Annotated in this window: 19 protein-coding genes and 5 tRNA genes; 11 read left to right on the plus strand and 13 right to left on the minus strand. The window is 38.3% G+C overall.

The annotated features are described in order from the left end of the window. Positions 1 to 116: 116 nt before the first annotated feature. The 7 genes from OLW01_RS10315 (at position 117) to OLW01_RS10345 (ending at position 2,022) form a co-directional block, all read left to right on the plus strand. Positions 117 to 192, plus strand: a tRNA-Ala gene (locus tag OLW01_RS10315). Positions 193 to 216: 24 nt separating this feature from the next. After that, a tRNA-Glu gene (locus OLW01_RS10320) sits at positions 217 to 292 on the plus strand. Positions 293 to 334: 42 nt separating this feature from the next. After that, positions 335 to 410 (plus strand) — tRNA-Glu (locus OLW01_RS10325). A gap of 42 nt (positions 411 to 452) precedes the next feature. Beyond that, a tRNA-Glu gene (locus OLW01_RS10330) sits at positions 453 to 528 on the plus strand. 42 nt (positions 529 to 570) lie between these two features. Then, a tRNA-Glu gene (locus OLW01_RS10335) sits at positions 571 to 646 on the plus strand. Between the two features lie 101 nt (positions 647 to 747). Further along, positions 748 to 1,350, plus strand: a complete 603-nt coding sequence (locus OLW01_RS10340) for a GspH/FimT family pseudopilin (protein ID WP_268073832.1) — start codon at positions 748 to 750, stop codon at positions 1,348 to 1,350. A 105-nt stretch (positions 1,351 to 1,455) separates the two neighbouring features. Further along, a complete protein-coding gene (locus tag OLW01_RS10345; protein WP_268073833.1) occupies positions 1,456 to 2,022 on the plus strand; it encodes a GspH/FimT family pseudopilin in 567 nt (188 codons plus the stop codon). 35 nt (positions 2,023 to 2,057) lie between these two features. Here the strand turns inward: OLW01_RS10345 and OLW01_RS10350 are convergent, their stop codons facing one another. The 12 genes from OLW01_RS10350 to murJ all read right to left on the minus strand — a co-directional run bounded on the left by OLW01_RS10350 (position 2,058) and on the right by murJ (position 16,384). Continuing rightward, the gene (locus OLW01_RS10350) at positions 2,058 to 2,357 is read right to left on the minus strand and encodes a TapY2 family type IVa secretion system protein (protein ID WP_268073834.1); all 300 of its coding nucleotides are present in this window, start codon (positions 2,355 to 2,357) and stop codon (positions 2,058 to 2,060) included. An 89-nt stretch (positions 2,358 to 2,446) separates the two neighbouring features. Next, the gene (locus OLW01_RS10355) at positions 2,447 to 2,896 is read right to left on the minus strand and encodes a type IV pilin protein (protein WP_326498577.1); all 450 of its coding nucleotides are present in this window, start codon (positions 2,894 to 2,896) and stop codon (positions 2,447 to 2,449) included. Next, a complete protein-coding gene (locus tag OLW01_RS10365) occupies positions 2,896 to 6,594 on the minus strand; it encodes a pilus assembly protein (RefSeq protein WP_268073835.1) in 3,699 nt (1,232 codons plus the stop codon). Before OLW01_RS10365 ends, OLW01_RS10355 begins: the two co-directional genes overlap by 1 nt. A 1-nt stretch (position 6,595) precedes the next feature. Continuing rightward, a complete protein-coding gene (locus tag OLW01_RS10370) occupies positions 6,596 to 7,078 on the minus strand; it encodes a pilus assembly PilX family protein (protein ID WP_268073836.1) in 483 nt (160 codons plus the stop codon). Then, entirely contained in the window at positions 7,066 to 8,106 is a 1,041-nt protein-coding gene (locus tag OLW01_RS10375; protein WP_268073837.1) for a PilW family protein, read from the minus strand. Before OLW01_RS10375 ends, OLW01_RS10370 begins: the two co-directional genes overlap by 13 nt. A 10-nt stretch (positions 8,107 to 8,116) precedes the next feature. After that, positions 8,117 to 8,662 (minus strand): type IV pilus modification protein PilV, encoded by a 546-nt coding sequence (gene pilV, locus OLW01_RS10380; protein WP_268073838.1) that lies wholly within the window; start codon positions 8,660 to 8,662, stop codon positions 8,117 to 8,119. Positions 8,663 to 9,012: 350 nt separating this feature from the next. Beyond that, entirely contained in the window at positions 9,013 to 9,942 is a 930-nt protein-coding gene (gene ispH, locus OLW01_RS10385) for a 4-hydroxy-3-methylbut-2-enyl diphosphate reductase (protein WP_268073839.1), read from the minus strand. Positions 9,943 to 9,957: 15 nt separating this feature from the next. After that, on the minus strand, positions 9,958 to 10,395 hold the full coding sequence (gene fkpB, locus OLW01_RS10390) for an FKBP-type peptidyl-prolyl cis-trans isomerase (protein ID WP_268073840.1): 438 nt from the start codon (positions 10,393 to 10,395) through the stop codon (positions 9,958 to 9,960). 9 nt (positions 10,396 to 10,404) lie between these two features. Continuing rightward, complete coding sequence (lspA, locus tag OLW01_RS10395) at positions 10,405 to 10,911, minus strand: signal peptidase II (RefSeq protein WP_268073841.1); 507 nt, start codon at positions 10,909 to 10,911, stop codon at positions 10,405 to 10,407. Further along, on the minus strand, positions 10,912 to 13,755 hold the full coding sequence (ileS, locus tag OLW01_RS10400; protein WP_268073842.1) for an isoleucine--tRNA ligase: 2,844 nt from the start codon (positions 13,753 to 13,755) through the stop codon (positions 10,912 to 10,914). Between the two features lie 23 nt (positions 13,756 to 13,778). Then, positions 13,779 to 14,741: a bifunctional riboflavin kinase/FAD synthetase gene (ribF, locus tag OLW01_RS10405; protein ID WP_268073843.1), complete on the minus strand. Its 963-nt coding sequence runs from the start codon at positions 14,739 to 14,741 to the stop codon at positions 13,779 to 13,781. A gap of 86 nt (positions 14,742 to 14,827) precedes the next feature. Beyond that, positions 14,828 to 16,384 carry a murein biosynthesis integral membrane protein MurJ gene (gene murJ, locus OLW01_RS10410; protein ID WP_268073844.1) on the minus strand — a complete coding sequence of 519 codons (1,557 nt, stop codon included), beginning with the start codon at positions 16,382 to 16,384 and terminating at the stop codon, positions 14,828 to 14,830. 313 nt (positions 16,385 to 16,697) lie between these two features. Between murJ and rpsT the strand changes: the two genes are divergently transcribed. After that, positions 16,698 to 16,958, plus strand: a complete 261-nt coding sequence (gene rpsT / locus OLW01_RS10415) for a 30S ribosomal protein S20 (protein WP_268073845.1) — start codon at positions 16,698 to 16,700, stop codon at positions 16,956 to 16,958. A 141-nt stretch (positions 16,959 to 17,099) separates the two neighbouring features. On the opposite strand, the gene OLW01_RS10420 is transcribed toward rpsT, so the two are convergent. Beyond that, complete coding sequence (locus OLW01_RS10420; RefSeq protein ID WP_268073846.1) at positions 17,100 to 20,000, minus strand: putative bifunctional diguanylate cyclase/phosphodiesterase; 2,901 nt, start codon at positions 19,998 to 20,000, stop codon at positions 17,100 to 17,102. A gap of 179 nt (positions 20,001 to 20,179) precedes the next feature. On the opposite strand from OLW01_RS10420, the gene OLW01_RS10425 reads away from it, so the two are divergent. The 3 genes from OLW01_RS10425 (at position 20,180) to OLW01_RS10435 (ending at position 23,019) form a co-directional block, all read left to right on the plus strand. Beyond that, positions 20,180 to 21,598 carry a M28 family peptidase gene (locus tag OLW01_RS10425; protein WP_268073847.1) on the plus strand — a complete coding sequence of 473 codons (1,419 nt, stop codon included), beginning with the start codon at positions 20,180 to 20,182 and terminating at the stop codon, positions 21,596 to 21,598. A 12-nt stretch (positions 21,599 to 21,610) separates the two neighbouring features. Continuing rightward, complete coding sequence (locus OLW01_RS10430; protein WP_268073848.1) at positions 21,611 to 22,081, plus strand: hypothetical protein; 471 nt, start codon at positions 21,611 to 21,613, stop codon at positions 22,079 to 22,081. Between the two features lie 134 nt (positions 22,082 to 22,215). Further along, positions 22,216 to 23,019, plus strand: a complete 804-nt coding sequence (locus tag OLW01_RS10435) for a UDP-2,3-diacylglucosamine diphosphatase (RefSeq protein WP_268073849.1) — start codon at positions 22,216 to 22,218, stop codon at positions 23,017 to 23,019. Positions 23,020 to 23,067: the final 48 nt, after the last annotated feature.

Below are 23,067 nucleotides of genomic sequence, written 5' to 3' on the forward strand. Positions count from 1 at the left end.
CGATGTCGAGGTACATAGAATGCGCCCCGCGTTGAGGGGAAAGCCTTTAATAAGTTTTCTTATCAATGCAGGTTGCGCATTAAATTTACTTTAAATTATGCAAAGCCAAATGGATTGGGGCTATAGCTCAGCTGGGAGAGCGCCTGCATGGCATGCAGGAGGTCAGCGGTTCGATCCCGCTTAGCTCCACCAAAAAAATCCATTAAGTTCCTAAGTGTCCCGTTCGTCTAGAGGCCTAGGACACCGCCCTTTCACGGCGGTAACAGGGGTTCGAATCCCCTACGGGATGCCATTTGCTTTTACCAGCAAATAAAACATTGGTAAGTTCCTAAGTGTCCCGTTCGTCTAGAGGCCTAGGACACCGCCCTTTCACGGCGGTAACAGGGGTTCGAATCCCCTACGGGATGCCATTTGCTTTTACCAGCAAATAAAACATTGGTAAGTTCCTAAGTGTCCCGTTCGTCTAGAGGCCTAGGACACCGCCCTTTCACGGCGGTAACAGGGGTTCGAATCCCCTACGGGATGCCATTTGCTTTTACCAGCAAATAAAACATTGGTAAGTTCCTAAGTGTCCCGTTCGTCTAGAGGCCTAGGACACCGCCCTTTCACGGCGGTAACAGGGGTTCGAATCCCCTACGGGATGCCATTTCATATTAGGGTTAGTTAAAATCTGATCGTTTGATTATTGATTTTCAGTTTCTTTTTTATCATACTTCATTATTGCACTTAATTTGTAACTCAATTCGTATGATAGCCATCGCTCAGTGCTCCAACATAAAATTACAAAAAGCATTTACCCTTCTTGAGTTAATGGTCAGTTTAGCTGTTGTTGCAATCATTATGACGTTAGGCATCCCCAGCTTACTAGATACTTTAGTAACTAATAGGGTTAACACTGCAATTGTTAGCTTAAATAAAGATATTATTAGTGCTCGTAATTTTGCAGTTAGTTACGAAAATAACGTTACTATCTGCCATTTAAATTCCAGCAAACAATGTGATAAAAATTGGTCTCAGGGCTACTCTATCTTTATTGACACTAACGCTAATAATATTTTTGATGCCGCAGATGATCAAATACTATTAAACCGAAACCAAATTAATTCAAAAGACACACTTATTTTTACCGATGGAAACTCAGTTCAATTTTCATTTGACGGGACCGTTTTGACTCAATTTTCTGACGAAAACCTAGCCGCATTTAAATACTGTCCAAATGTCGCAGACTCAGAAAACTACGCTCGAGCCGTTATGCTTAATTTAAGTGGCCGCCCCAGAACATCCAAAGATATTGATAATGACAACAAAGACGAACTCAATGGCAATAACGATCATATCACCTGTTCATGATTTTACTTTTTACTAAAAATAGTAACGATCTAAAATTTATTTAAACTGGAAAAACGCTGATTATTATCCATACTTATAGCGGTAGCATTATTATGGATAATAAACATGCTGAATATAAACAAAGGATTTAGTTTACTTGAATTGATTGTCGTATCTGCAGTCGTTATTATTTTATTAACGATTGGAGTGCCAACCCTGCAAAAAACGTTAGTGCAAAGCCGTATTAATAATCACATTTATAATTTATCTAAAGATATTTTGTTAGCCAGAAACCATGCGGTCCATCATGCTCAACAAGTGATAATATGCCATCTAAATACACAAAATAAGTGTGATAAACATTGGAGCATGGGTTATAGCATATTTATTGATAGTAATAGAGACGAAATTTACCAAGCCAATACAGATAAACTCATCTTAGAACGAGACTATCAAACCTTTAATGACATTATTTTATTTAGCGGCAGCAACCAACTAACATATGATGCTGACGGCCACTTGAACGGTTTAAGTGGCACATTTAGATATTGCCCAGCGTTAGAAAATGATGAGGAGTATGCTAAAGCTGTGGTGATCAGTTTAAGCGGACGACCAAAAGTTTCAAAAGATATTGACGGTGATGGCAAAGACGAATTAAACCAAAAAAATAAACACATTAGCTGTAAAACTTAGGTGATTTATAGCGGTTTCAATAAGCTGAATAAAGCTTAAAGCGGATTTTTTTGTTCCAACTGTTTAGCTTGATTACTCGTGAAATTTTCTGCATAAGGTACACATTCGTATACATTTAATACATTTATTTTTCGCTGGCCGTCTGCCGCATAGACCCCGTGCAATAAAAGTTCCCGCTCAGCATCTTTCGCCTTTTTATCTTCTTGTAATTTAACTAATCTAATTTCTGATTTATTATTTGAAAGCTCAACAAAACATTTAAACTCTTGTGACAATGCGATTTGCGTATACAAAAGCGAACAAATTATTGTGAGCTTAGTCAGTATTTTTTTCATGATAGACCTTTTTTGATTGTCCAAGATTAAATAACCTTAACCCGAGTTGAAGTTAAATACACACTTGAATTACCTAACAACTCCCACTTTTAGTACCAGCACGTACTAGTTGAGTCATTACCATCATTATCTAAAGCAGATTTTTTTCCTAAATGATCAATACTAATGCTTTTACAACTAGGATCGTTATTCACCTGTTTTGATTTCGCCGTCGCACGTAATAAATAGCCTTGGGTTAAATCAGTACTGTCTGTGGTAACAACATCGATTGTATAAAGGCCCGACTCCACCACATACGGATCTGCCCCCATTCCTAATTGAGTCATATCGGCGGTATAAGTCAATTGATCAGAAAAATATTCTTCTTGCCTATTCACAACTCTAACCAATTCACGCAATACATCACTTCGATAGCTTTGTGCATAATAACTAACATAAGCTGGCGTCGCGACCGCAACTAAAATCCCTACAATAGCTACCGTCACCATTAATTCAATTAACGTAAAACCTAAATACAATCGAGGCTTAATAAAATTCATTAGTGCTCCGTTATCCGTGTGTGTAATTTATAAGTTTTCAAGCCAAAATCTATCGCGCAATTGTCTCCTTCACAGGCTTCGCCTGGCTCTCCGGATGAGCCTTTAGCTTTAATAACACCAGAACCATCATCACCTTGGCCAACGCCAATAAACGATAATAAGCTTTCACCTTGTTCGTTTTCACCCGCATAAGTGACTGGTGTATCAGGAATGCGATTGCCTATTTCTTTTTCTCTCCAATCATAAATTTGCGTGCCATAACTTAAATCCATGGCGTACAAACGGCCCACCCCAGCCTTAATTTCGCAACTGTTTTGTAAAATAGCACTTGCTGGGGGCGTATAAGACGTAAAATAAGCAACCCCGCCAATAACTCGTGCTGAAGATAATGATTTTTCACCCTGACGATTTAAATCAACAAACCAACCTTTTTTATTCGATAATCCATTAAGAATTAACGAATCAATCTCACTTTTACTATCAGCATTTGCAAAAGGGTCGTTCGTCATGTCGTATAACTGATCTAGCGTAATACCACTCCAGTTTGGTGCAGATTTAAATGATTGTGTAATAATATTTCTATCTTGGATTAAATAAAGCTTATCATTTACCGAAGTTGAGTTCGGATCAGCACGGTTTCCACTTCCTAGCAATATCCCTTCATACGGAATTTCTTTTGAGACAACAACAGAAGAATTTTCTTCACCTTCTACTGAAACTGTTTTTTTCTCATTAAAAAAAGTTCGGACAACTGTGGGTTCATTAAAAAATTTACGTTTGTTGTTGGCCTCTGAGCCTCCTAAACTAGCAAGTTTGAATGCACTCCACTGACTGGGGTCACTGCTAAATAAATCCATACGCCATACGTTTCCCCCTAAATCAGACGCATACAAGCGATCAACATAACCGTCAAAATCAGAGTCTAAAGCCGCAATTTTTGCTGGCATAGCATCTTGCATATTGACCTGAGTGTTTTTCCCTAAAGAAGACTCAGGCGTAAAACTCCATAAGCGCTCACCAGTTTGCGCATCAACAATGTATACACCTCGTCCTAAATCAGTGCTGGCAGTAGAATCACTATCACTCACGTAACCTGCGCCAAAAATAAGCACAGGTTTGCTTGCGTCTTGTCCATTTAATTTAATAAACGCAATAGTTGGTTGTGCCCATGTTTGCGATAATGTTGGAAAATCACTACTGCCGCCTTTAATTGTCCACATCAAACTAGGTGAGTTTGGTGTTGTTACATCAAACCCAAAATATTGATTGCCCCCCCGCCTCATTCCAGTATATAGCCAAACTTTATCGCCATCAGACGCATTAATTTTGCCATCCGGATCTTTAATATAGGCAATAGGCGATCCGTCCATGCCATAAACTTTCTTAGCATCTGGTTGGTTATCTCTAAGTGCGTCTAAGTTCTCAAATAAAGATGTTGGTATGAACGACCAATCCTCAGTAATGCTTAAACCTTTATCGTTAAACATATGTAAAAATCCCGCATTGGTGCCAATTACAATTCTCAAATCTTGGGTGTCACTGGTATTACCACCGTAATTAATCACTAAAGGCTTTGAATGCAAAGGATCACCAAATAAATCAACACGAGTTTGAGTCGAATCATCATTATCTTCATTATAAATGTCTTCACCTCTCGCCCAGTTAATTAAATCAGCTTCTTCACCTGAATTAACACCTAAAACTGTAGACAACTCTGGTACACCACTCGATAAACTGCTTGCAGTGAAAGGAGATAACTCTCCGCTGGCTGCGGCATTTGTGTAAATCGTTCTATTACTGGGTGTTACACCTGCCAGGTATTCTGCTACCCCACCACGAGAAACATCATTACCATCTGCGCAGTTATTACCTCCTGACGCACACTCAGATGAAGCGCCCCAATAGCTATAGGCGTTATTATTGATATTACCATTCGTATCAATTGCGGCTTGGCCGTTAGCATCAACAATCACATTATTTTTAACTGACAATTTTTTCAAATTTCCAGGCCAACGTGGGCTATCTTCCGGAAAAAACATAGAATAATAAACGCTATCTAAACTCCGCGTTTGATCAAAATTATTCGAGGCAACAGAGGGAGAGGTAAAAGAGGCACTTTCTTCAATAATACTTATCAGCGCTTTTTGTAAAGAATTAGATAATTCATCAGGATCGGTTGCGGCATAATAATGACCGCCGCCATGCTCTGCTCCCGCTTTTAAAATAGGCTCTGCATCCAATGCGCCCGTACCAAAACCTATGGTGTAAGTTACTACATGCTGCTGCCCATTCAACGTTGGATTTACATCATTGTTATACATCCAGTGAGATAAAACTGGCAAAAAACTATTATTCGTTTTTAAACTGGTATTTCGGTTAGGTAGTGCTTTAACTAAATCATTTGCATGCCCATCACTGACAGGACGACCATCAGTGATTAAAATAACATAACTTTCATTCCGACAGTTGTTACCAAAGGGTGAGATATAGGTACCTGACTTTTCAGCACCTAAATCCCTATCTGGGTAAATTTTATGATTTCGGTTTTGTTTACCAAATTTTACATTTAAACCACCATAATAACGATAAGCTTCATATAAAGTTTCGCATAGTGGTGTATTAGTTTCCGCCACAATCGCATCTATTGTGCTCAGCAATTCATCAGTTTGGCTGGACGTTCTAGTTTGAATAGCTGATACGATTCTTCCACCATTATTACTATTACTCCCGTAACCATCTGTATTACGGTTAAATAACGCCAAACCAAAATCAACATTCGCAGTTGAATTAACAACGGATGAAATAGCCTCTTTAGCAATCGCTAGTCGGCTGCGGTCTTGTGTTCCAACTTCATCTGAACTGGCAGTTTTCCAATTTAAATAATTTCCCGTATATAAAGTCACCATAGATACGTTGGCAAAGTTAGCTTTCACACTCTGATATTCGCTATCGCTGTCAATATTGTTAGGATCGCTAACAAAATAATGCGTCTTGGTTTCTTTTTTATTACCCGAGCCTGTTGCATAACCATCAACTGGCAGGCCAGCGCCAATTGTATCTCCAGAGCCATTTTGTGCACCAAATTCACCAGGATTATTTTGATCAACCTCTAAAATATCACCTAAACAATCCATGACATCAGTAGCGTTCATCCCATTATTTTGACGTAAACTTTGCCAACTTTGTTTATTTTTACCAGTTTCATAGTATTCGCCGACGCGATCCGAATAAAAACCTTGGCCACCTTCAATTAATTTATAATTCGAATAATTACCACCTGCTTTTTCTAATTCAAAGCCATTAATTTTAGTTCCGTTGCTTTTGTGCTGCCATAAACCATATAAAGGAATAAAGGATTGATTACATGCATTAATTAACTCATTAAAACGTCGAGTATCGCCATCTGGTTCAGGTAATTGTTCTAAACCTGCTGCGCCGAAACTAAAAAATACAGCTCTATCATTAGCACCGTTAGTAAATTTTCCTGGGTAAACTTCATTTGGATTATAACCAGCTTTAATCGTTTCACTGGTTCTCATGCTGCCCGAATTATCAAAAATAATTAAAACCTGTGGAGCAGTACCTACACGATCTGAAATGCTTCGCACATAAAGATCAATATCTTCAGCAGCTAAATGAGCAAAAAAGCCAGAGCATAGCAAACCAATCAGCAGCTTATACTTTATATTGTTAAACATCTTAACTATCTCCAGGAACTTGGCTGGCAACAGCCGTCACAACTTCACTTTTCGCTTGATTGTTTTTGCCGTATTGATGGTCAACTTTTATTTCAAAGCGGTTACAACGAATGTAAGAATCACTCGCTTGACTCCGAGAAAAATGAGGGCAATTAGTCGGCTTAGGAATTAATGAGTCAGCTTCACCTCGTAAATTTTTACCCGTCAAATCAACCCCTGTCACATCATTATTAGAAGACAATGGATTACGACCACCAAAAATTGCATCGTTATGATGCGCTTTATCAATAAATTCATCCGAGCCGCCTAACGTTGCATCTAAAGATACTTTTTTTGTCACCGCAGCATGTGACATTTTGGTATCTAGTGAGCTGTTATACATTAATGTCACTGCTAAAGTCGTCAGCACTGTCATTAAGACTAAAGCAACAGCTAAAGCCGCACCTGATTGTTTTGAAGGCAAGCTTTTACTTAACTGCGCCATACTTCAGCTCCTGCATTAATAATGCTAATCGTATTGATCAACAGCAACCGTCTATAGTTATCATTTACGGTCACACTGTAACTACCTAAATCATAAGTTTTGGTATTGTTAACTCTCGCCGCTGGCTCTAATGCTCTAACGAGTATATGTACCTGGACCGATAAAATGTCATACCCATCACCTTCCCAATGCTCTCTAGTTAACTTATCAGCTGACGCATAATAATTCACCACACCATCGTTATCATCGTCTATACCATATAAAAACCCTAATTGCTCAATACCTTCAACTAAACTAAAGCTTTTTAATTTAGCTTGATTAGCTGTGCTATCTTCTGCTTTATATAAATATTTTCGCTTTAAGGTTGGTATAATTGCGTCTCCGCGCTTTTCTTCAGTAATATAGTAAATATGGTGCTGGTACTCAGCGATGAGTCCATTTTGAATATTGGGCGTTGGGTCAGAGCCTGAATAGAAAACACCTTGATTATCTGATGAGATAAAATAATAACGACGATCACTCTCATTACCCGCTGTTATTTCTTGCCCTAAAATACGTTTTATTTGAATTGAATCACTGCCTGTTTTGGCATCTGTAATACACTTATTATAAATTTCACTACTTTGAACATGTGAGCCCCATATATTTCGAAAATAAAAATCACTATTTTCAATGAAAAAGGTACGATTGTTTTCACCGCCGCCAATACAATCAGTGCCACTCACAGCAACCTTATTGCCATCAAATTGATTGAGTTGCACCGCTTGAATATCAGCACCTGAAGCTTCATGAATATTCATACCAGTAAAGCGTCCCCAATATCCACTCATCGCAATATCACGAGAAATTAAGGTTAACGCCAAGCGGCCATTTTCTTGCATTTCGCCACGTTGAACGGTATCACCAACGGTTTCATCCGATACCATTAAAAGCCCAATGACCCCTGAAAAAATAAGCAAGCCAACGGCCATTACCACCATTAATTCAGTTAATGAAAAGCCTAACGTTCGCTGTTGAGTTTTTAGCATAAATTAAGCCTTAATAAATATGCGCACTAAAAGTGACTTGCCGTCGTTTGTCACTCGCATCACCACACGCTTTCTCAAAATCGCTACCACTATTTGCCGCATCGAGTGTCGCTTCACGACTTAACCAGCTCACGACAACTGTCACTAATCCATTTGAATGATCAATACAACCCGTTGGGTTTAATAAAGCAACCGTTTTCGATTCACTATTAGTTTGACCTTTTTTGAGCATCCAGTGCCATTGAATAGTGTCATACACGACTAATTGCGCTGAGCTACACCTACTCTCAATAGAGCAATCTTGGTTAGATTCAACTGAAAAAGCGGCTGTGCCGTAATCTGCGCCTTCATAACTTTCAAGCTGGTTTTTATTAAGTCTCATCCGCTCTAAAATATCATGAGCCATAAACATGGCAACAGAACGCTGACCTGCATCGACACTATTTCGCTTAGCTGTTGCTTGAGTAGCGACAGCACCCACAATGCCAATCGCCATTACGGCCATTGCAATAATCAACTCAACAATGGTAAAGCCTTGTTTATTATATCGTTTCATAATTTAAAAATAGTTTTTAAAGTTGTTTAACTTTTTGTTTCGACAAAATAACCTCTTAAAAAGCATAAAATAAGGGGCTAATGTACTGAATACAAAATATACAATAATATCTCGCATTTGAATATATAAAGCGTACAAGGCAGGAAGATAAAAATAGAAAAAACCCATATAACTAATGGATTTAAAGACAAAAATTGCCCCCCAACAAGGCTCAAATTGATAGCAACACGCGTTAAAAAAACGAGTGTTAAAAATAACTGATGAGGACATCGCAATCTCTCACTCTAACCACCCAAGTCTATTGAGTATAATAGATGAACAAGAGACTGCAAAAATATTCTAAGACAGGTTTAACGTAATTCTAAAGGTAATGAAAATACGACATTTTCTTCAATACCTGGATTTTCTTGAACTGACTGACCACCTAGTGATTCTAACTTTTCAATAACTTGTTTCACTAATACTTCAGGTGCGGAGGCCCCAGCGGTTACCCCAACTGAAGCTGTATTTTCTAACCAAGTTGAGTCAATATCACTTGCGGTGTCAATTAAATAAGCTCTGCAACCTACTTTTTCAGCCAGTTCGCGCAAGCGATTTGAATTAGAGCTATTTTTAGCGCCTACAACAAATACAACATCATTGGTTAACGCAAGCTCTCTAACTGCATCTTGTCTGTTTTGAGTTGCGTAACAAATGTCATCTTTTCGAGGACCCATAATTTCAGGAAATTTATCGCGAAGCGCATCAATCACGTCAGCTGTATCATCAACCGATAACGTGGTTTGCGAGCAATAATATAAATTAGATTCATCTTTAACTTTTAGCTTAGCGACATCATCTGCTGATTCAACTAAATAAATGCCACCCTCAGTGTTTGAATATTGCCCCATAGTGCCTTCCACTTCTGGATGACCATGATGCCCAATCAAAATACATTCAATACCTTTACGACTAGCGCGCGTCACTTCCATATGAACTTTAGTAACTAACGGGCAAGTTGCATCAAAAATCTTTAAGCCTCGCGCTTTAGCTTCTTGACGCACAGCTTGAGAAACGCCATGAGCACTAAAAATGACTATGCTATCGTCAGGAATTTCTTCTAGCTCATCAACAAAAACGGCGCCTCGTTCTCTTAAACCATTAACAACATATTTATTGTGTACCACTTCGTGACGTACAAAAATAGGTTTTTCAAATAGCTCTAATGCGCGTTCGACTATGCTAATCGCACGATCAACGCCTGCACAAAAGCCTCTTGGATTAGCAAGTTGAATTTGCATATCTCACCTGTAATATTAGTTAACTGTTATAATTTCAACGTCGAATTCAACGGTTAAACCAGCAAGTGGATGATTAAAATCAACCGTTACTGATTCACCGGTAACATCCCGAACAATACCCGGAATTTCTTGCCCATCAGGTTGAGTAAAAGCAATAATTTCACCTTTTTCCGCGGGCGCTTCAGCCGAAAATTTATTACGGTCTAAATAATAAATATTATCAGGATTAGGCTGCCCAAAAGCATCTTCAGGTGGTAATTTAAAGGTGCGGTTATCGCCAGCTTTTAAGCCAATTAAGCAAGCTTCAAAATTCGCGGTTAACGACCCATCACCCATTGTAAATTTAGCGGGCTTGTCATGAACTTTGGTACTCTCAGCCGCAGAACCATCTTCTAACCTAATCGCAAAGTGCATTACCACTTCACTGTTTGTTTCAATACTTTTGTTTGTCATGATAATATTTTAACTTTTACTCTCTTGCTTATTGTCTTTATTAATAAATGAGTCTAATAAAATGCAACCTGCACCAAATACTATGGCCATATCTGCAACATTAAACGCTGGCCATCGACCGTATAAAGGTATAGTAAAGTCAAAAAAATCAATAACATAACCATAGGCTATACGATCATACAAGTTACCTATTGCGCCACCTAAAATGCTATTAAACCCCATCACTAAAATAAGCTGATCTTTTTTCGTTTTGCTAAGCCAATAAGTAATTAATACGACAGCAACCATTGCTATTACCGTAAAAAACCAGCGTTGCCAACCGCCGCTATCAGCTAAAAAGCTAAAAGCAGCGCCATGATTTCGTACATAAGTTAGGTTAAAAAAGTCAGTTATCACTTTACTATCATACAATTCAAACTGCTGAATAACAGCAATCTTGCTTGCCTGATCAACAATAATGACCAAAATAGCTAACCAAAGCCAAGATAAGCCAGTTTCTTTAAATAACTTTTTCATTTATGCAAACTGGCGAACTTCACCAGCTCCATCAATATTAGTGACACAGCGGCCACAGATTGTAGGATGAGCTTCGTGTGAGCCTACATCCTCGCGGTGATGCCAACAACGATCGCATTTAGCACCTTGAGTTCGACTAATTTTAATTTTAAGTCCACTTAATTCAGTTTCAGCACTATCTGCCGGTGCGTTTTCAATTGTCTCTAATTTAGCTTTAGATGTAATCAGTGCAAAACGTAATTCATCTTCTAATAAAGCAAGTTGTTGATGTAATTGTGTATCAGCATAAAGTACAACTTCCGCTTCCAATGAAGCACCAATGACATCTTCACGGCGAGCCGTTTCAATCAAGCGGTTCACTTCATCTTTTACCAGCATCAATTGACGCCATAATTCATCGTTAAATTGAGCACCTTCAGGCAATGGCGCTAATTTATCAAACCAAGTTTGCGTAAAGATAAATGCTTGTGTTTTGTCTGCATCTTTTTGACCCGGCAGTGCCTGCCAAAGCTCTTGTGCAGTAAAACTTAAAATAGGTGCCATCCAGCGGGTAAGCGCTTGTGCAATCAAATATAATGCGGTTTGACAAGAGCGCCGAGCATTACTGTCTGACTTAGCCGTATACTGTCTGTCTTTAATAACATCCAGATAAAAACTACCCATATCAATTGAACAAAAATGCATTAATTTTTGAACCACAATCAAACATTGATATTCATCATATGCAGTTCTAATTTCTTCTTGAACTTCGTATGCTTTTGCGACAGCCCAGCGATCCAATTCAACCATATCGTCTAGTGCAACCATATCGGTTTCTGGATTAAAGCCATTTAAATTCGCGAGCAAAAAACGAGAAGTATTGCGAATTCGACGGTACGCGTCCGCAGAACGCTTAAAGATTTCATCCGATACCGTAATATCAGCTGTATAGTTGGCAGAAGCTATCCATAATCGTAAAATATCTGCGCCAAATTTACCCATTACTTGTTGTGGACTAATGGTATTACCAAGCGATTTAGACATTTTTTTACCGTCTTTATCTACCGTAAAACCATGCGTTAATACTTGTTGATACGGAGCCTGATCTTTAATTGCAATGCCTGTCATTAAAGATGACATAAACCAGCCTCTGTGCTGATCTGAACCTTCTAAATATAAATCGGCTTGCTTTTTACGGAAAGTATCTCGAGCATCAAGCACACAAGCATGTGTTACCCCAGAATCAAACCAAACGTCTAATGTATCTGGTACTTTAATATATTCTTTTGCATCGTCACCAATTAGTGATTCCGCTTTTAAGTCAAACCAAGCTTGAATACCTTCTTTTTCAACCTCAAGTGCCACTTGTTCAATTAATTCCACTGAACGAGGATGCAATTCACCTGAATCTTTATGTATAAACAAAGCAATTGGCACCCCCCATGTGCGCTGGCGAGAGATACACCAATCAGGTCGACTTTCAACCATATTTTGAATTCGACCTTCACCCCAAGCTGGGATCCATTTGGTTTTCTTAATTTCAGCTAGTGAATCTTCACGTAAACCTGCTTTTTCCATGGCGATAAACCATTGAGGCGTCGCTCGGAAAATAATAGGCGTTTTATGACGCCAACAATGCGGATAACTGTGCTCATAAGCATGGTGATGAACTAATGCACCTTTTTCAGTCAACAAGTCCACAATAACTGGATTCGCTTTAGTCACATGCTGACCAGCAAATAAAGGTGTGTCTTCTAAATACACGCCATTGGCACCCACTGGGTTAGCGACTTCTAAATCATATAATTGACCCACGACAAAATCGTCTTGACCATGTCCCGGTGCGGTATGCACACAACCCGTACCAGACTCAGTGGTAACGTGATCGGCTAAAATAACTGGAACGGTAAAGTCATAAAACGGGTGCTGAGCTTGAGCGAATTCTAATTCAGCCCCTTTACAAAAACCTAAAGCGTGAAAATGCTCAAATCCAAATCTATCCATTGCAGCGTTAACTAAATCACTCGCTAAAATTAAACGCTCACTTTGCTCACCGTTTTCTATCTGAACTAGCGTATATTCAACTTCTGGATGAACCGCAACAGCACGATTAGCGGGTAATGTCCAAGGGGTCGTTGTCCAGATCACCGTTGATATTGGACCTCTGCCAGTCTTCCCTTCTGGGTGATTAAACTTATCGGCAATGGTTTCATCAACTAACGTAAAACGTACATCAATCGCTGGCGATTGCTTGTCTTTGTATTCGACTTCAGCTTCAGCCAACGCTGAACCACAATCAGTACACCAATGAACCGGTTTAAAACCTTTTTCTAAATGACCATTTTTAACAATTTTGCCCAACGAACGAATGATATTCGCTTCAAATTGGTAATCCATCGTTAAATAAGGATTATCCCACTCGCCCATCACCCCTAAACGAATAAAATCAGCTTTTTGACCATCAACCTGTTTAGCTGCATAAGCTCGGCATTTTTCTCTAAATTCAGCAGCGGTAACTTTACGACCCGGTTTGCCAACTTTTTTCTCTACTTGAAGCTCAATAGGCAAGCCATGACAATCCCAGCCTGGTACATAAGGCGCATCAAATCCAGATAAAGTTTTAGATTTGATAATAATATCTTTTAAGACTTTATTAACGGCATGACCTAAGTGAATATCGCCGTTTGCATACGGAGGGCCATCATGCAAAATAAACTGTTCACAGTTTTCACGTGATTGACGGACCGCTTGATACAAGCCCGCTTTTTGCCAGCTTTCAAGCATTTTAGGTTCGCGTTTAGCTAAATCGCCACGCATCGGAAATTCAGTTTCTGGTAAGTTTAGCGTTTGTTTATATTCACTCATTGCCTTGCTGTATTCCTGCTAATCTAATGTCTTAATGTTCGGGTTTGCTCAAGCGATAAACCGTTATCTGTAAAATATTGCTTTGCGGCTTGAGCATCTAATTCGATCTGTTTCTTTAAAGCCTGAAAAGATTCAAACTTTATTTCATCTCTTAATTTTTCACAAAATATGACTTCGATCCGCTTTTGGTATAAATCTCCAGTGTAATCGAATAAATGTACTTCTAACTGATTTTGTGTGCCTGCTAACGTGGGTCTACATCCAACATTGGCGACTCCGGTATAGGTTTTGTCATCAAACTGAGCTTTAACCACAAAAACCCCTTGCACCGGTGATACTTTTCTATTCAATAAAATATTGGCTGTGGGAAAACCAATCGTTCGGCCTTTTTTTTCACCGTGAATCACAGTGCCCCAAACACTATAAGGTCGACCTAATAATTGTTGCGCTAAATTAAATTGATTATTTGCTATCGCTTGCCTAATCGCGGTACTGCTTACTCGAATACCATCAATCATACAACTTCGGGTGTCTTCTACTGTAAATCCAAACTGCTTGCCAAGTTTGGTCAGTAAATTAAAATTACCCATTCTTCTACAGCCAAATCTAAAGTCGTCACCCACCACTATGTGTTTAACGCCCAATCGTTTGACCAATAACTCACTTACAAATTCCGTCGGATTTAACTGCGCTAATTCGCGATTAAAACGGATGCATAATAAGCGGTCGATCGCTTGAGCTTGTAACAAGTTATATTTTTCGCGCCAGCGGATCAAACGCGCAGGTGCAACTTGCGGCGACAAAACTTCAACCGGTTGAGGATCAAACGTCATCACCAAGGCAGGAAGCGACAGCTCTGCTGAACTTTGCTTAAGTTGCGCCAAAACAGATAAATGGCCAAGATGCACCCCATCAAAATTACCAATAGTTAAAACGCAGCCTCGATGTTTGGCTTTAATATTGTGAATACCTCGGATTAACTCCATGCTCAACCGTCAATAACAAAAAACGCGGGCGATTATAAACCCAAACCACCACAAATTGCGAGTATTAGCACAAGAATCCCCCATCATTATTCTGCTTTAAGCTCAGATACTTTCACTCTCAGTAAAAACAATAAAATTAAATAGCCAAATCCGCCTGCTGCAATTAATCCGGTTAAATGCAAAATACGCTGCTCAATAGATAACGCAACCCAGCCAGCTGAGCTAGGTGCAAGCACTAAAATTAAAGCTAACATACCCACCCCAGCTAACGCTATTTTAATCACCAAATATTTAGTTTTTTGACTTAATTGGTAAACGCCTAATCGTTTTAAATTAACATACAAAAAACTGGCGTTAAAAAGTGCAGATAAACTAGTCGCTAAAGCAAGCCCTGCATGTGCCAAAGGAACAATAAGTAGTAAATTAAAAACCATATTGGCGATCATCGCCTGAATCCCAATTTTAACTGGCGTTTTAGTGTCTTGACGGGCAAAAAAACCACTGGCCAGTACCTTTATTAGCATAAAAAATAAAAGCCCAGTTGAATAAGCCATTAAGCTTAATTTACTTTGCGCCGCATCTACCGCCGTAAACTCACCACGCATAAACAATACCATAATCATAGGTTCAGCTAACGCCATTAATCCTAATGCAGAAGGAACCCCCAACAGACATACCATGCGAATACCCCAATCCATGGTTTGCTGAAAACTCGCTTCACTCGACTTAACATGGTCTTTAGATAACTGGGGTAAAATCACAGTTGCAATCGCAATTCCAAATAACCCTAGCGGAAATTCCAATAATCGATCAGAATAATACAACCAACTAATAGAGCCGTTTTGTAAAAAACTCGCTAAAACCGTATCAAATAATAAATTGATTTGACTAACAGACACACCAAACAAAGCAGGTAACATTAATAAGCGGATTTTTTTAACCCCTGGATCCTTCCATCCCCATTTAGGCCAAACAATTAACCCAGCTTGCTTTAAAAATGGTAATTGAAACAAAAATTGTAATAAACCACCAAAAAAGACCCCCCAAGCTAATGCAAAGGCTGGCTCGGCAAAGCTATCGGCAAACCCAATGGCTGCGGTAATCATTGCAATATTGAGCACCACTGGCGTAAAAGCAGCAACACCAAATTTACCCCAAGTATTTAACACCGCGCCAGAAAAAGCAGTTAAAGCCACAAAAAACAAATAAGGAAAAGTAATTTTGAGCATAACGCTGGCAAGCTCATATTTATCGCCAGCCGGTCCGCCCTGCAGCCATTCAATAAACCAACCTGTACCAAACAACATGATAACCACAGGCGATGCAATGACCCCGATTAAAGTGGTAACCATTAAAATGCAGCCTAAAGTGCCAGAGACACGTGCTATCAATAAATGGGTATCATCAATTGTTTTATTTTCTTTATATTCAGTTAAAACAGGAACAAAAGCTTGAGCAAATGCTCCCTCTGCAAATAAACGGCGTAAAAAATTAGGTATTTTATTGGTTAGGATAAAAACATCAGCTGCCGCGCTGGCCCCTAATAAATTAGCAATGACTACATCCCTAACTAACCCGAGAACGCGAGAAATAAATGTCATCGCACTAAACAAAATACCTGACTTTAATAAAGCTTTAGACAATGAAATTTCCTTTAAAATAATCTAAATAACCTAAACTCGAAATAAAAACGTTAATTTACTTTCGAAAGTACCAGAAACGCGTTAGAATCTGCGGCCAGCGAGTATACCTTTTTGTTCAAATATTAAAACCGTATTTGCAACGTTTAAAAGATACTTAATTATATGCCTATATTAACAAGTTAAGTCGCTAGCTAAAGTAAACTTAAGTTTATTTTTTATTCAAAAGCGATTGACTTTTTTAAAAATTACAGGCATATTCTCGCGCCTTTAGATAAGGGTGTTCCCTGATTTTCGAGTATTTAGGAGTTTAGTTTTGGCTAACATCAAGTCTGCTAAAAAGCGCGCGGTTCAAGCCGAGAAAAGTCGCCAGCATAATGCAAGCCGTCGCTCAATGATGCGTACGTACTTAAAAAAAGTTGTTACCGCTATTGAAGCTGGTGACAAAGAAAGCGCAACTGCTGCTTTCCAAACAGTACAACCAATTTTAGATCGATTCGCTTCACGTGGTTTAATCCACAAAAATAAAGCTGCACGTCATAAGAGCCGTTTATCTGCTCAGATTAAAGCTTTATAATTGACTTTTTCTTGCTGTTCCAGCGATAAGTAGTTCAAAATAAAAAACCAGATGCAGTCACCTGCTATCTGGTTTTTTTATATCTAAATTTTATAACGGTGACTGTGATCACTCATAGTAAATCAATCAGTTTAATATTCTTTATTGTTTCTCACCCCAGTCTCGGCCTTCCAACCAAACTAAAAAGTCTTGCTTGTTCATTGGTTTTGCAAAATAATAACCTTGAAAATTAGGGCACCCCATATTCAATAATGCTGTTTTTTGAACGCTCGTTTCTACCCCTTCAGCAATCACACTGAGCTGCATATGTTTAGCAATAGAAATCATAGATTCAACCAAAGGCTGCGCTGTTATGCCATCCACTTCATCTACAAATGCTTTATCTATTTTAATTTCGTCCAGTGGCAAATCTCGTAAATAAGAGAGCGATGAATAGCCTGTACCAAAATCATCTAACGCAATTTTAAACCCAAGTTTGCGTAACTCAGCAAGCTTAATTTTTGTTTCTTGTAAATTATGTAACAAGCTCGTCTCCGTTAACTCTAACGTGAGCTGAGCTGGGCACACCTGATACTGCTCAATGGTTACTTTAAGTTTATCAATAAACGTATTACCGGCAAATTGCCAAGCTGACACATTAACCGATAGTTCAAGGTGAGTGTAACGCTGGCGCCAAATGCGTAAACAATGAATAGATTCAGCTAACACCCAATCACCTATTGAGTGAATTAACCCGGTTTCTTCTGCAATAGGAATAAATACAGCCGGCGATATAAACCCTAATTTAGTACTTTGCCATCTAAGCAATACTTCTGCGCCATAACATAAACCTTGAGAGTTAACCTGGGGCTGAAAAAATAATTCAAGTTCTTGGTTTTCAATTGCATGTGCTAACTCGGTCTCAATTTGAATCCGCTCATCTACCTGTTTTTGGATTTGAGGGCTAAATAATTTAAATTGGTTTCGGCCCGCTTCTTTGGCTTGATACAAGGCCGTTTCTGCAAACCTAAGAATATCCAAACGATTCGAAGTATGCAGTGGGAAAATACAAATACCTACACTCGCCCGAATATTAACAATACGCTCACCTATTTGAATAGGCTGGCATATTTCAACTAAAATTTGTTCCGCCAAGTTAGCTGCATAAGTGGCGATATCTGGATGAGATCGACTAATAATTATAAACTCGTCGCCACCGTAACGCGCTGCTATATGCTCTCCATCAAAATGGGCAAGCCTGCGTCCGACCGTTCTAAGTACTTCATCTGCAACATCGTTACCCAGTGAATCATTCACATATTTAAAGTTATCTAAATCTAAGAGTAATAATGCATGTGGGTTATCCACATCAGCAAATTTCACTAAGCGATTTAAAGTCGATAGTAAATGTGCTCGATTTGGTAAATTGGTTAAATAATCCTGATAAGCCATTTTTCTCATTTTGGCTTCAGCGTTATTTTTTTGAATTTCAGCTGACGCTCTAGAAGAAAAAATTTCTAAAATTTCATTTAGCTGATGACTGGTATTTAGCGGCTTGGTATCCATAACCACTAAAATACCAATAGGTGTATTTGTCGCATCGAACATAGGTACGCCCAAATACCCTTCAATGTTCATTTGTTCTAATAATGCATCCTGAGGAAATTGCGTAGTAACGCCATGCGGAAAACAACACACCTTCTGCCCGATAACATGCTCACATGGCGTATTTTCCAATTTATACGAAAAGTTATCAATGATGTTGTCATATTCAGCTAATGCAATCGTTTCGACTTTATCAAACTTATCTGACAACAAACCGACAAAAGCAAATTTTGAATTAAATATATGGTTTAGCGATAGTACGAGTTGCTGATAAATATTGGTTGAGCCTTGAATAATAGTCCCTTGAGCAATTTGTTTAATGGCTTGCTCAACATACTTTTCATGCGAAACGTCACTCACCCGTAGACAATATTCTATCAACTCCCCTTCTTTATCCATTATTGGGAATAAATAAATTTTTAACCAGCTCTCACAATCACATTTTGGAAATGCCATTTTAAATTCTTCAGATACTCTAAGCGGTGGAATTTTCATATTGTCATCGCCCAGTTGAATCGTGGTTAAATTAAAGGCACATAATTTTTTAATCTCATTCAATAAATTAACTGGCCTTTTAGATAAATCCTCTCCCCAAAATAAACAGCTTGCTTCATTACCACTATAAATATCACCTTGCAAAGATAACAAATGTGTGGCGATTGGATCTTGTTCTACTATCTGAGTTAACTTACTACTTTCATTTTCAGCTAATGTCCGTTTTTTAACTTCACGGCTTAAAGTTCGAGTTCTGGCCAGTAAAACTCGGTTCGAGTTTTTAAACTCGATCACTAATGCCAAACACATCAAAATAATCAAGGCCAAAAAGCCAAAACCATGCAAGATAATACCTGGGTATTCAGACTCTCGTAAAATCCGTCCAGCAATGATAAAGCCGGTTTGCATAAACAAATACAAAAATAGAAAATACGCTGTTTGTCGGCTCACTTTACGATTAATATGAATACACCAGTACAACGCCCAAATTAAAGTTGCCAATAAAAATGCAATCCACACATAGCTCCATCGGCTCATGATTCCTGAATGAATCGCAATATCTTGCGTACCAAATGAAACGCTAACAATATGTTCTATTTGCTCGTATATAAGACCATAAGGCAATAGCCAGTTTAAACACAGCAAAACAACAGAACAGATAAAATAACTAGCAGCAAAAAAATTAAAATTAGCAGGCTTTAAAAAACTAGTTAAAAAAAGAAATAAAAAGGAAGGGAAAAAAACGGCAAAGCTCATCATCCACTTTTCATACAAAATGGTTTGTTCTAATCTAAATTCTAAATGTTGCATACCTGTAAGCCACTGAACGGCAGCTGCAATAGTACACACACAGAATAAAGAGACCATTTGTTGTTTTTTATAACTAAAGCATAATATCGCCATTAAAACTAAAGCCGCAATAACAGCCATGCCAGCAGAAATAAAATACCAAGGTGTGATCATTAAAACATCAAGCTCCGCAATAACCTATAAAAACGCTGAGAAATACAACTAATTAACAGGCAAATTAAAAATCTTCAATTTTGTGTTATATTTGGCAAGTTAACCTGAATAAAACTAGCAATACCAAAGCTAACCTGCTCTAATATCAGGCTTACCGAACTAACGCTTTACGATAATATATGCAAAAAAAACTTAATCACCTGTTTTCCTTATTTTTATTCCTATTTTTAATTAGCCAAAATATTCAGGCAAATACTGACCCTTTATTAAAAAATAAAAATTTAGAACACTTAAAACAAACAGCGCTGGCAGACGATTATTCTTATTTTGTTGCAGAATCGCTCACTACTGAGTTTGGTGCACGCCAAGCAGGGAGTCAAGCTGAAATTAATAGTATAAATTGGCTAGAACAGCAACTTCAAGAAATTGGGCTTACCCAAATTAATAAACAAAAAGTCCCAGTTCGAAATTGGCGTAGGCATGCAGCGTCAGCACAAGTGACTCAGCCATACCAACACCAACTTGTAACTACCTCGCTGGGGGGGTCTATTTCAACCACACATAATGGTATAAATGCGCAAGTTATACGGTTTAACTCGATTGAAGATCTGCGTTCTGCTAAACCTGAAGCCGTTAAAGATAAAATTGTATATATTGCCAAAGCACTTAAACAAGACGTCCATAGCAATGAATATATAAAAACACTAAATATACGCCAGCAAGGCGCTATTGTTGCCGCCAAACTAGGCGCCAAAGCTGTCATTGTACGCTCTTTAACAACTTTAAATTCTCGAATCGCTCATACAGGTTCGGTGCTATATCAAGCTGATGTCAAAAAAATTCCAGCGGCAGCCATTTCTAGTGTTGATGCGGATTTACTCGATCGACTTTTCACAAAAAATTTACCCGTTCATCTTACGCTAACCCTAAATAATACTGAAGATAAATGGCTCAATTCATATAATTTAGTGGCGGATATTCCGGGGACAGAGCAACCTGACGAAATTATTTTACTTATCGCGCATATTGATTCATGGGATTTAGGTACGGGGGCTCTAGATAATGCTGCTGGTGTTGGTATTATGCTGGCAACGATAAAACAGTTAATGAATTTAGAACAAGCACCCAAAAGAAGCATTCGCCTAGCTATTTTGACTAATAGCCAATTGAAACAATCAGGTATGCAAACATTCATAAAAACATATAAAGACGAATTAAATCAAATTGTTGCTGTTGCAGAGTCTGACCTAGGCGCTGATTTTATCACTCGTTTAGATACTCACCTGCCAACAAGCAAACTGACAGATGTAGACTACTTGCATACATTAGTTAATGACCTCAATATTGAACGAGGCCATAATAGTAGTACTGCCAGTACTAATTCCAAATATTTATTACCATACAATGTTCCGGTTGTTAATTGGGTGCAAGATAGTCAAGAATATTTTAAGTATTTACATTCCGCCAATGATACGTTTGATAAAGTAAAGCTAGAGTCACTACAACAAAATGTTGCTGTATATAGTTTATTTGCTTATGTATTGGCTAATTCTGATATCGACTTTCGAGCTGAAACAACAAAAACTGAAGAACAATAATTAAATCATCCTATGAAGCAAAAGCAAAAACTATTAGATAAAGAAGCGTTTCAAAAAAAGCTGAAGCAAACAAACCAACGCTCAGCCATTGAACGCCAACAAGCGTTAATTAAACAAAAAAAGGCAGAGCTTCAAACAGATATTGAAGTTAACGCACCATCTAATAGCACCAGCTCAGCAAAAAAGTCTAATCTCAGATATGCATTTATCGCCCTGTTACTCATTATTTTGGTAATTTTTCCTTATCCTAAAGTCATTGTTTACGAAAAGCTGGGGGTCGTTGCACAAAGCATTTATATACCTAGTCGTTTTGGTAGCCCAGAGTTCTTTTTAGATACTCACTACCAAGTCGATTTAGATAATGATCATCGCTGGCTATATTTATGCGACAGACAAACAAAAAGACATTGCAATCGCTACGATATTGTTGAAATAAAAGGTGTTTTTTCAGCGATGAAACTATACTTGACTGGTAATTCATAAACACAGAGTTGAGGTAAGTTAACAATTTAGACGAAAGTTACCGATTCGACAGTCATCTAACCTTCATTAAACAGTCAAGTTAACTTAACTTTTATAAACCATGCTGCCTTTAGGTCATTAAAAAGGACAAGTTTATGGTTTCGCACACTTATTGCTACAAATCTATTTGGCTATCCGATCTTCACTTAGGGAGTAAAGACTGCAAAGCCGATTATTTATTAGACATGTTGTCTAAAACCCGCTGTGATACTTTATATTTGGTGGGCGACATCATTGATATTTGGGCACTCGAACGTCGATTTAGCTGGCCAGATAAACACAACCAAGTCATAGATGCCCTAATTAATAAAGCTAACAATGGCACCCGCGTCATTTATTTACCGGGTAACCACGATGAAAAAATCAAAAAATATTTGGGTATGACTTTTGCGAAAATAGAAATACACCCAGAGATAATCCACACGACAGTATCTGGCCAAAAATTACTCATCACCCATGGCGATGTATTTGATGGCGATGTTTGCCTAGGCAAATGGCAATCGATACTAGGCGACTTACTTTACGACTTTCTCTTATTTTTAAACCGTAGCTGTTTTCGTTTACGCAAATTATTGGGTTGTCGATATTGGTCCTTGGCCGGTTATATCAAAAACAAAGTTAAAGGCGCAAATGATGCAATAAAAAGGTATCAACTTGCCGCCGTTCGTTATGCCAAGAAAAAATCAGTAGATGGTATAATCTGTGGTCATATCCACCAACCCGATGTACAGGTTATCGATAACTGCCTTTATTGTAACGATGGCGATTGGATCGAAAACTGCACCTTGCTTGCGGAAAATTTAGACGGCACCATTGAACTAATATTTTGGACTGAAAGCATAGAATCGCTCACCCAGTTTGAGCAAAATCGCCCTATCCCAAACAAACAAGCAGCTTAATGTATTTTGACATTATTCTGACATAAATTTGGCATCTAACCTTAATAC

It is taken from the genome of Catenovulum adriaticum, from assembly GCF_026725475.1.
GTDB classification, from domain to species: Bacteria; Pseudomonadota; Gammaproteobacteria; order Enterobacterales; family Alteromonadaceae; genus Catenovulum; species Catenovulum adriaticum.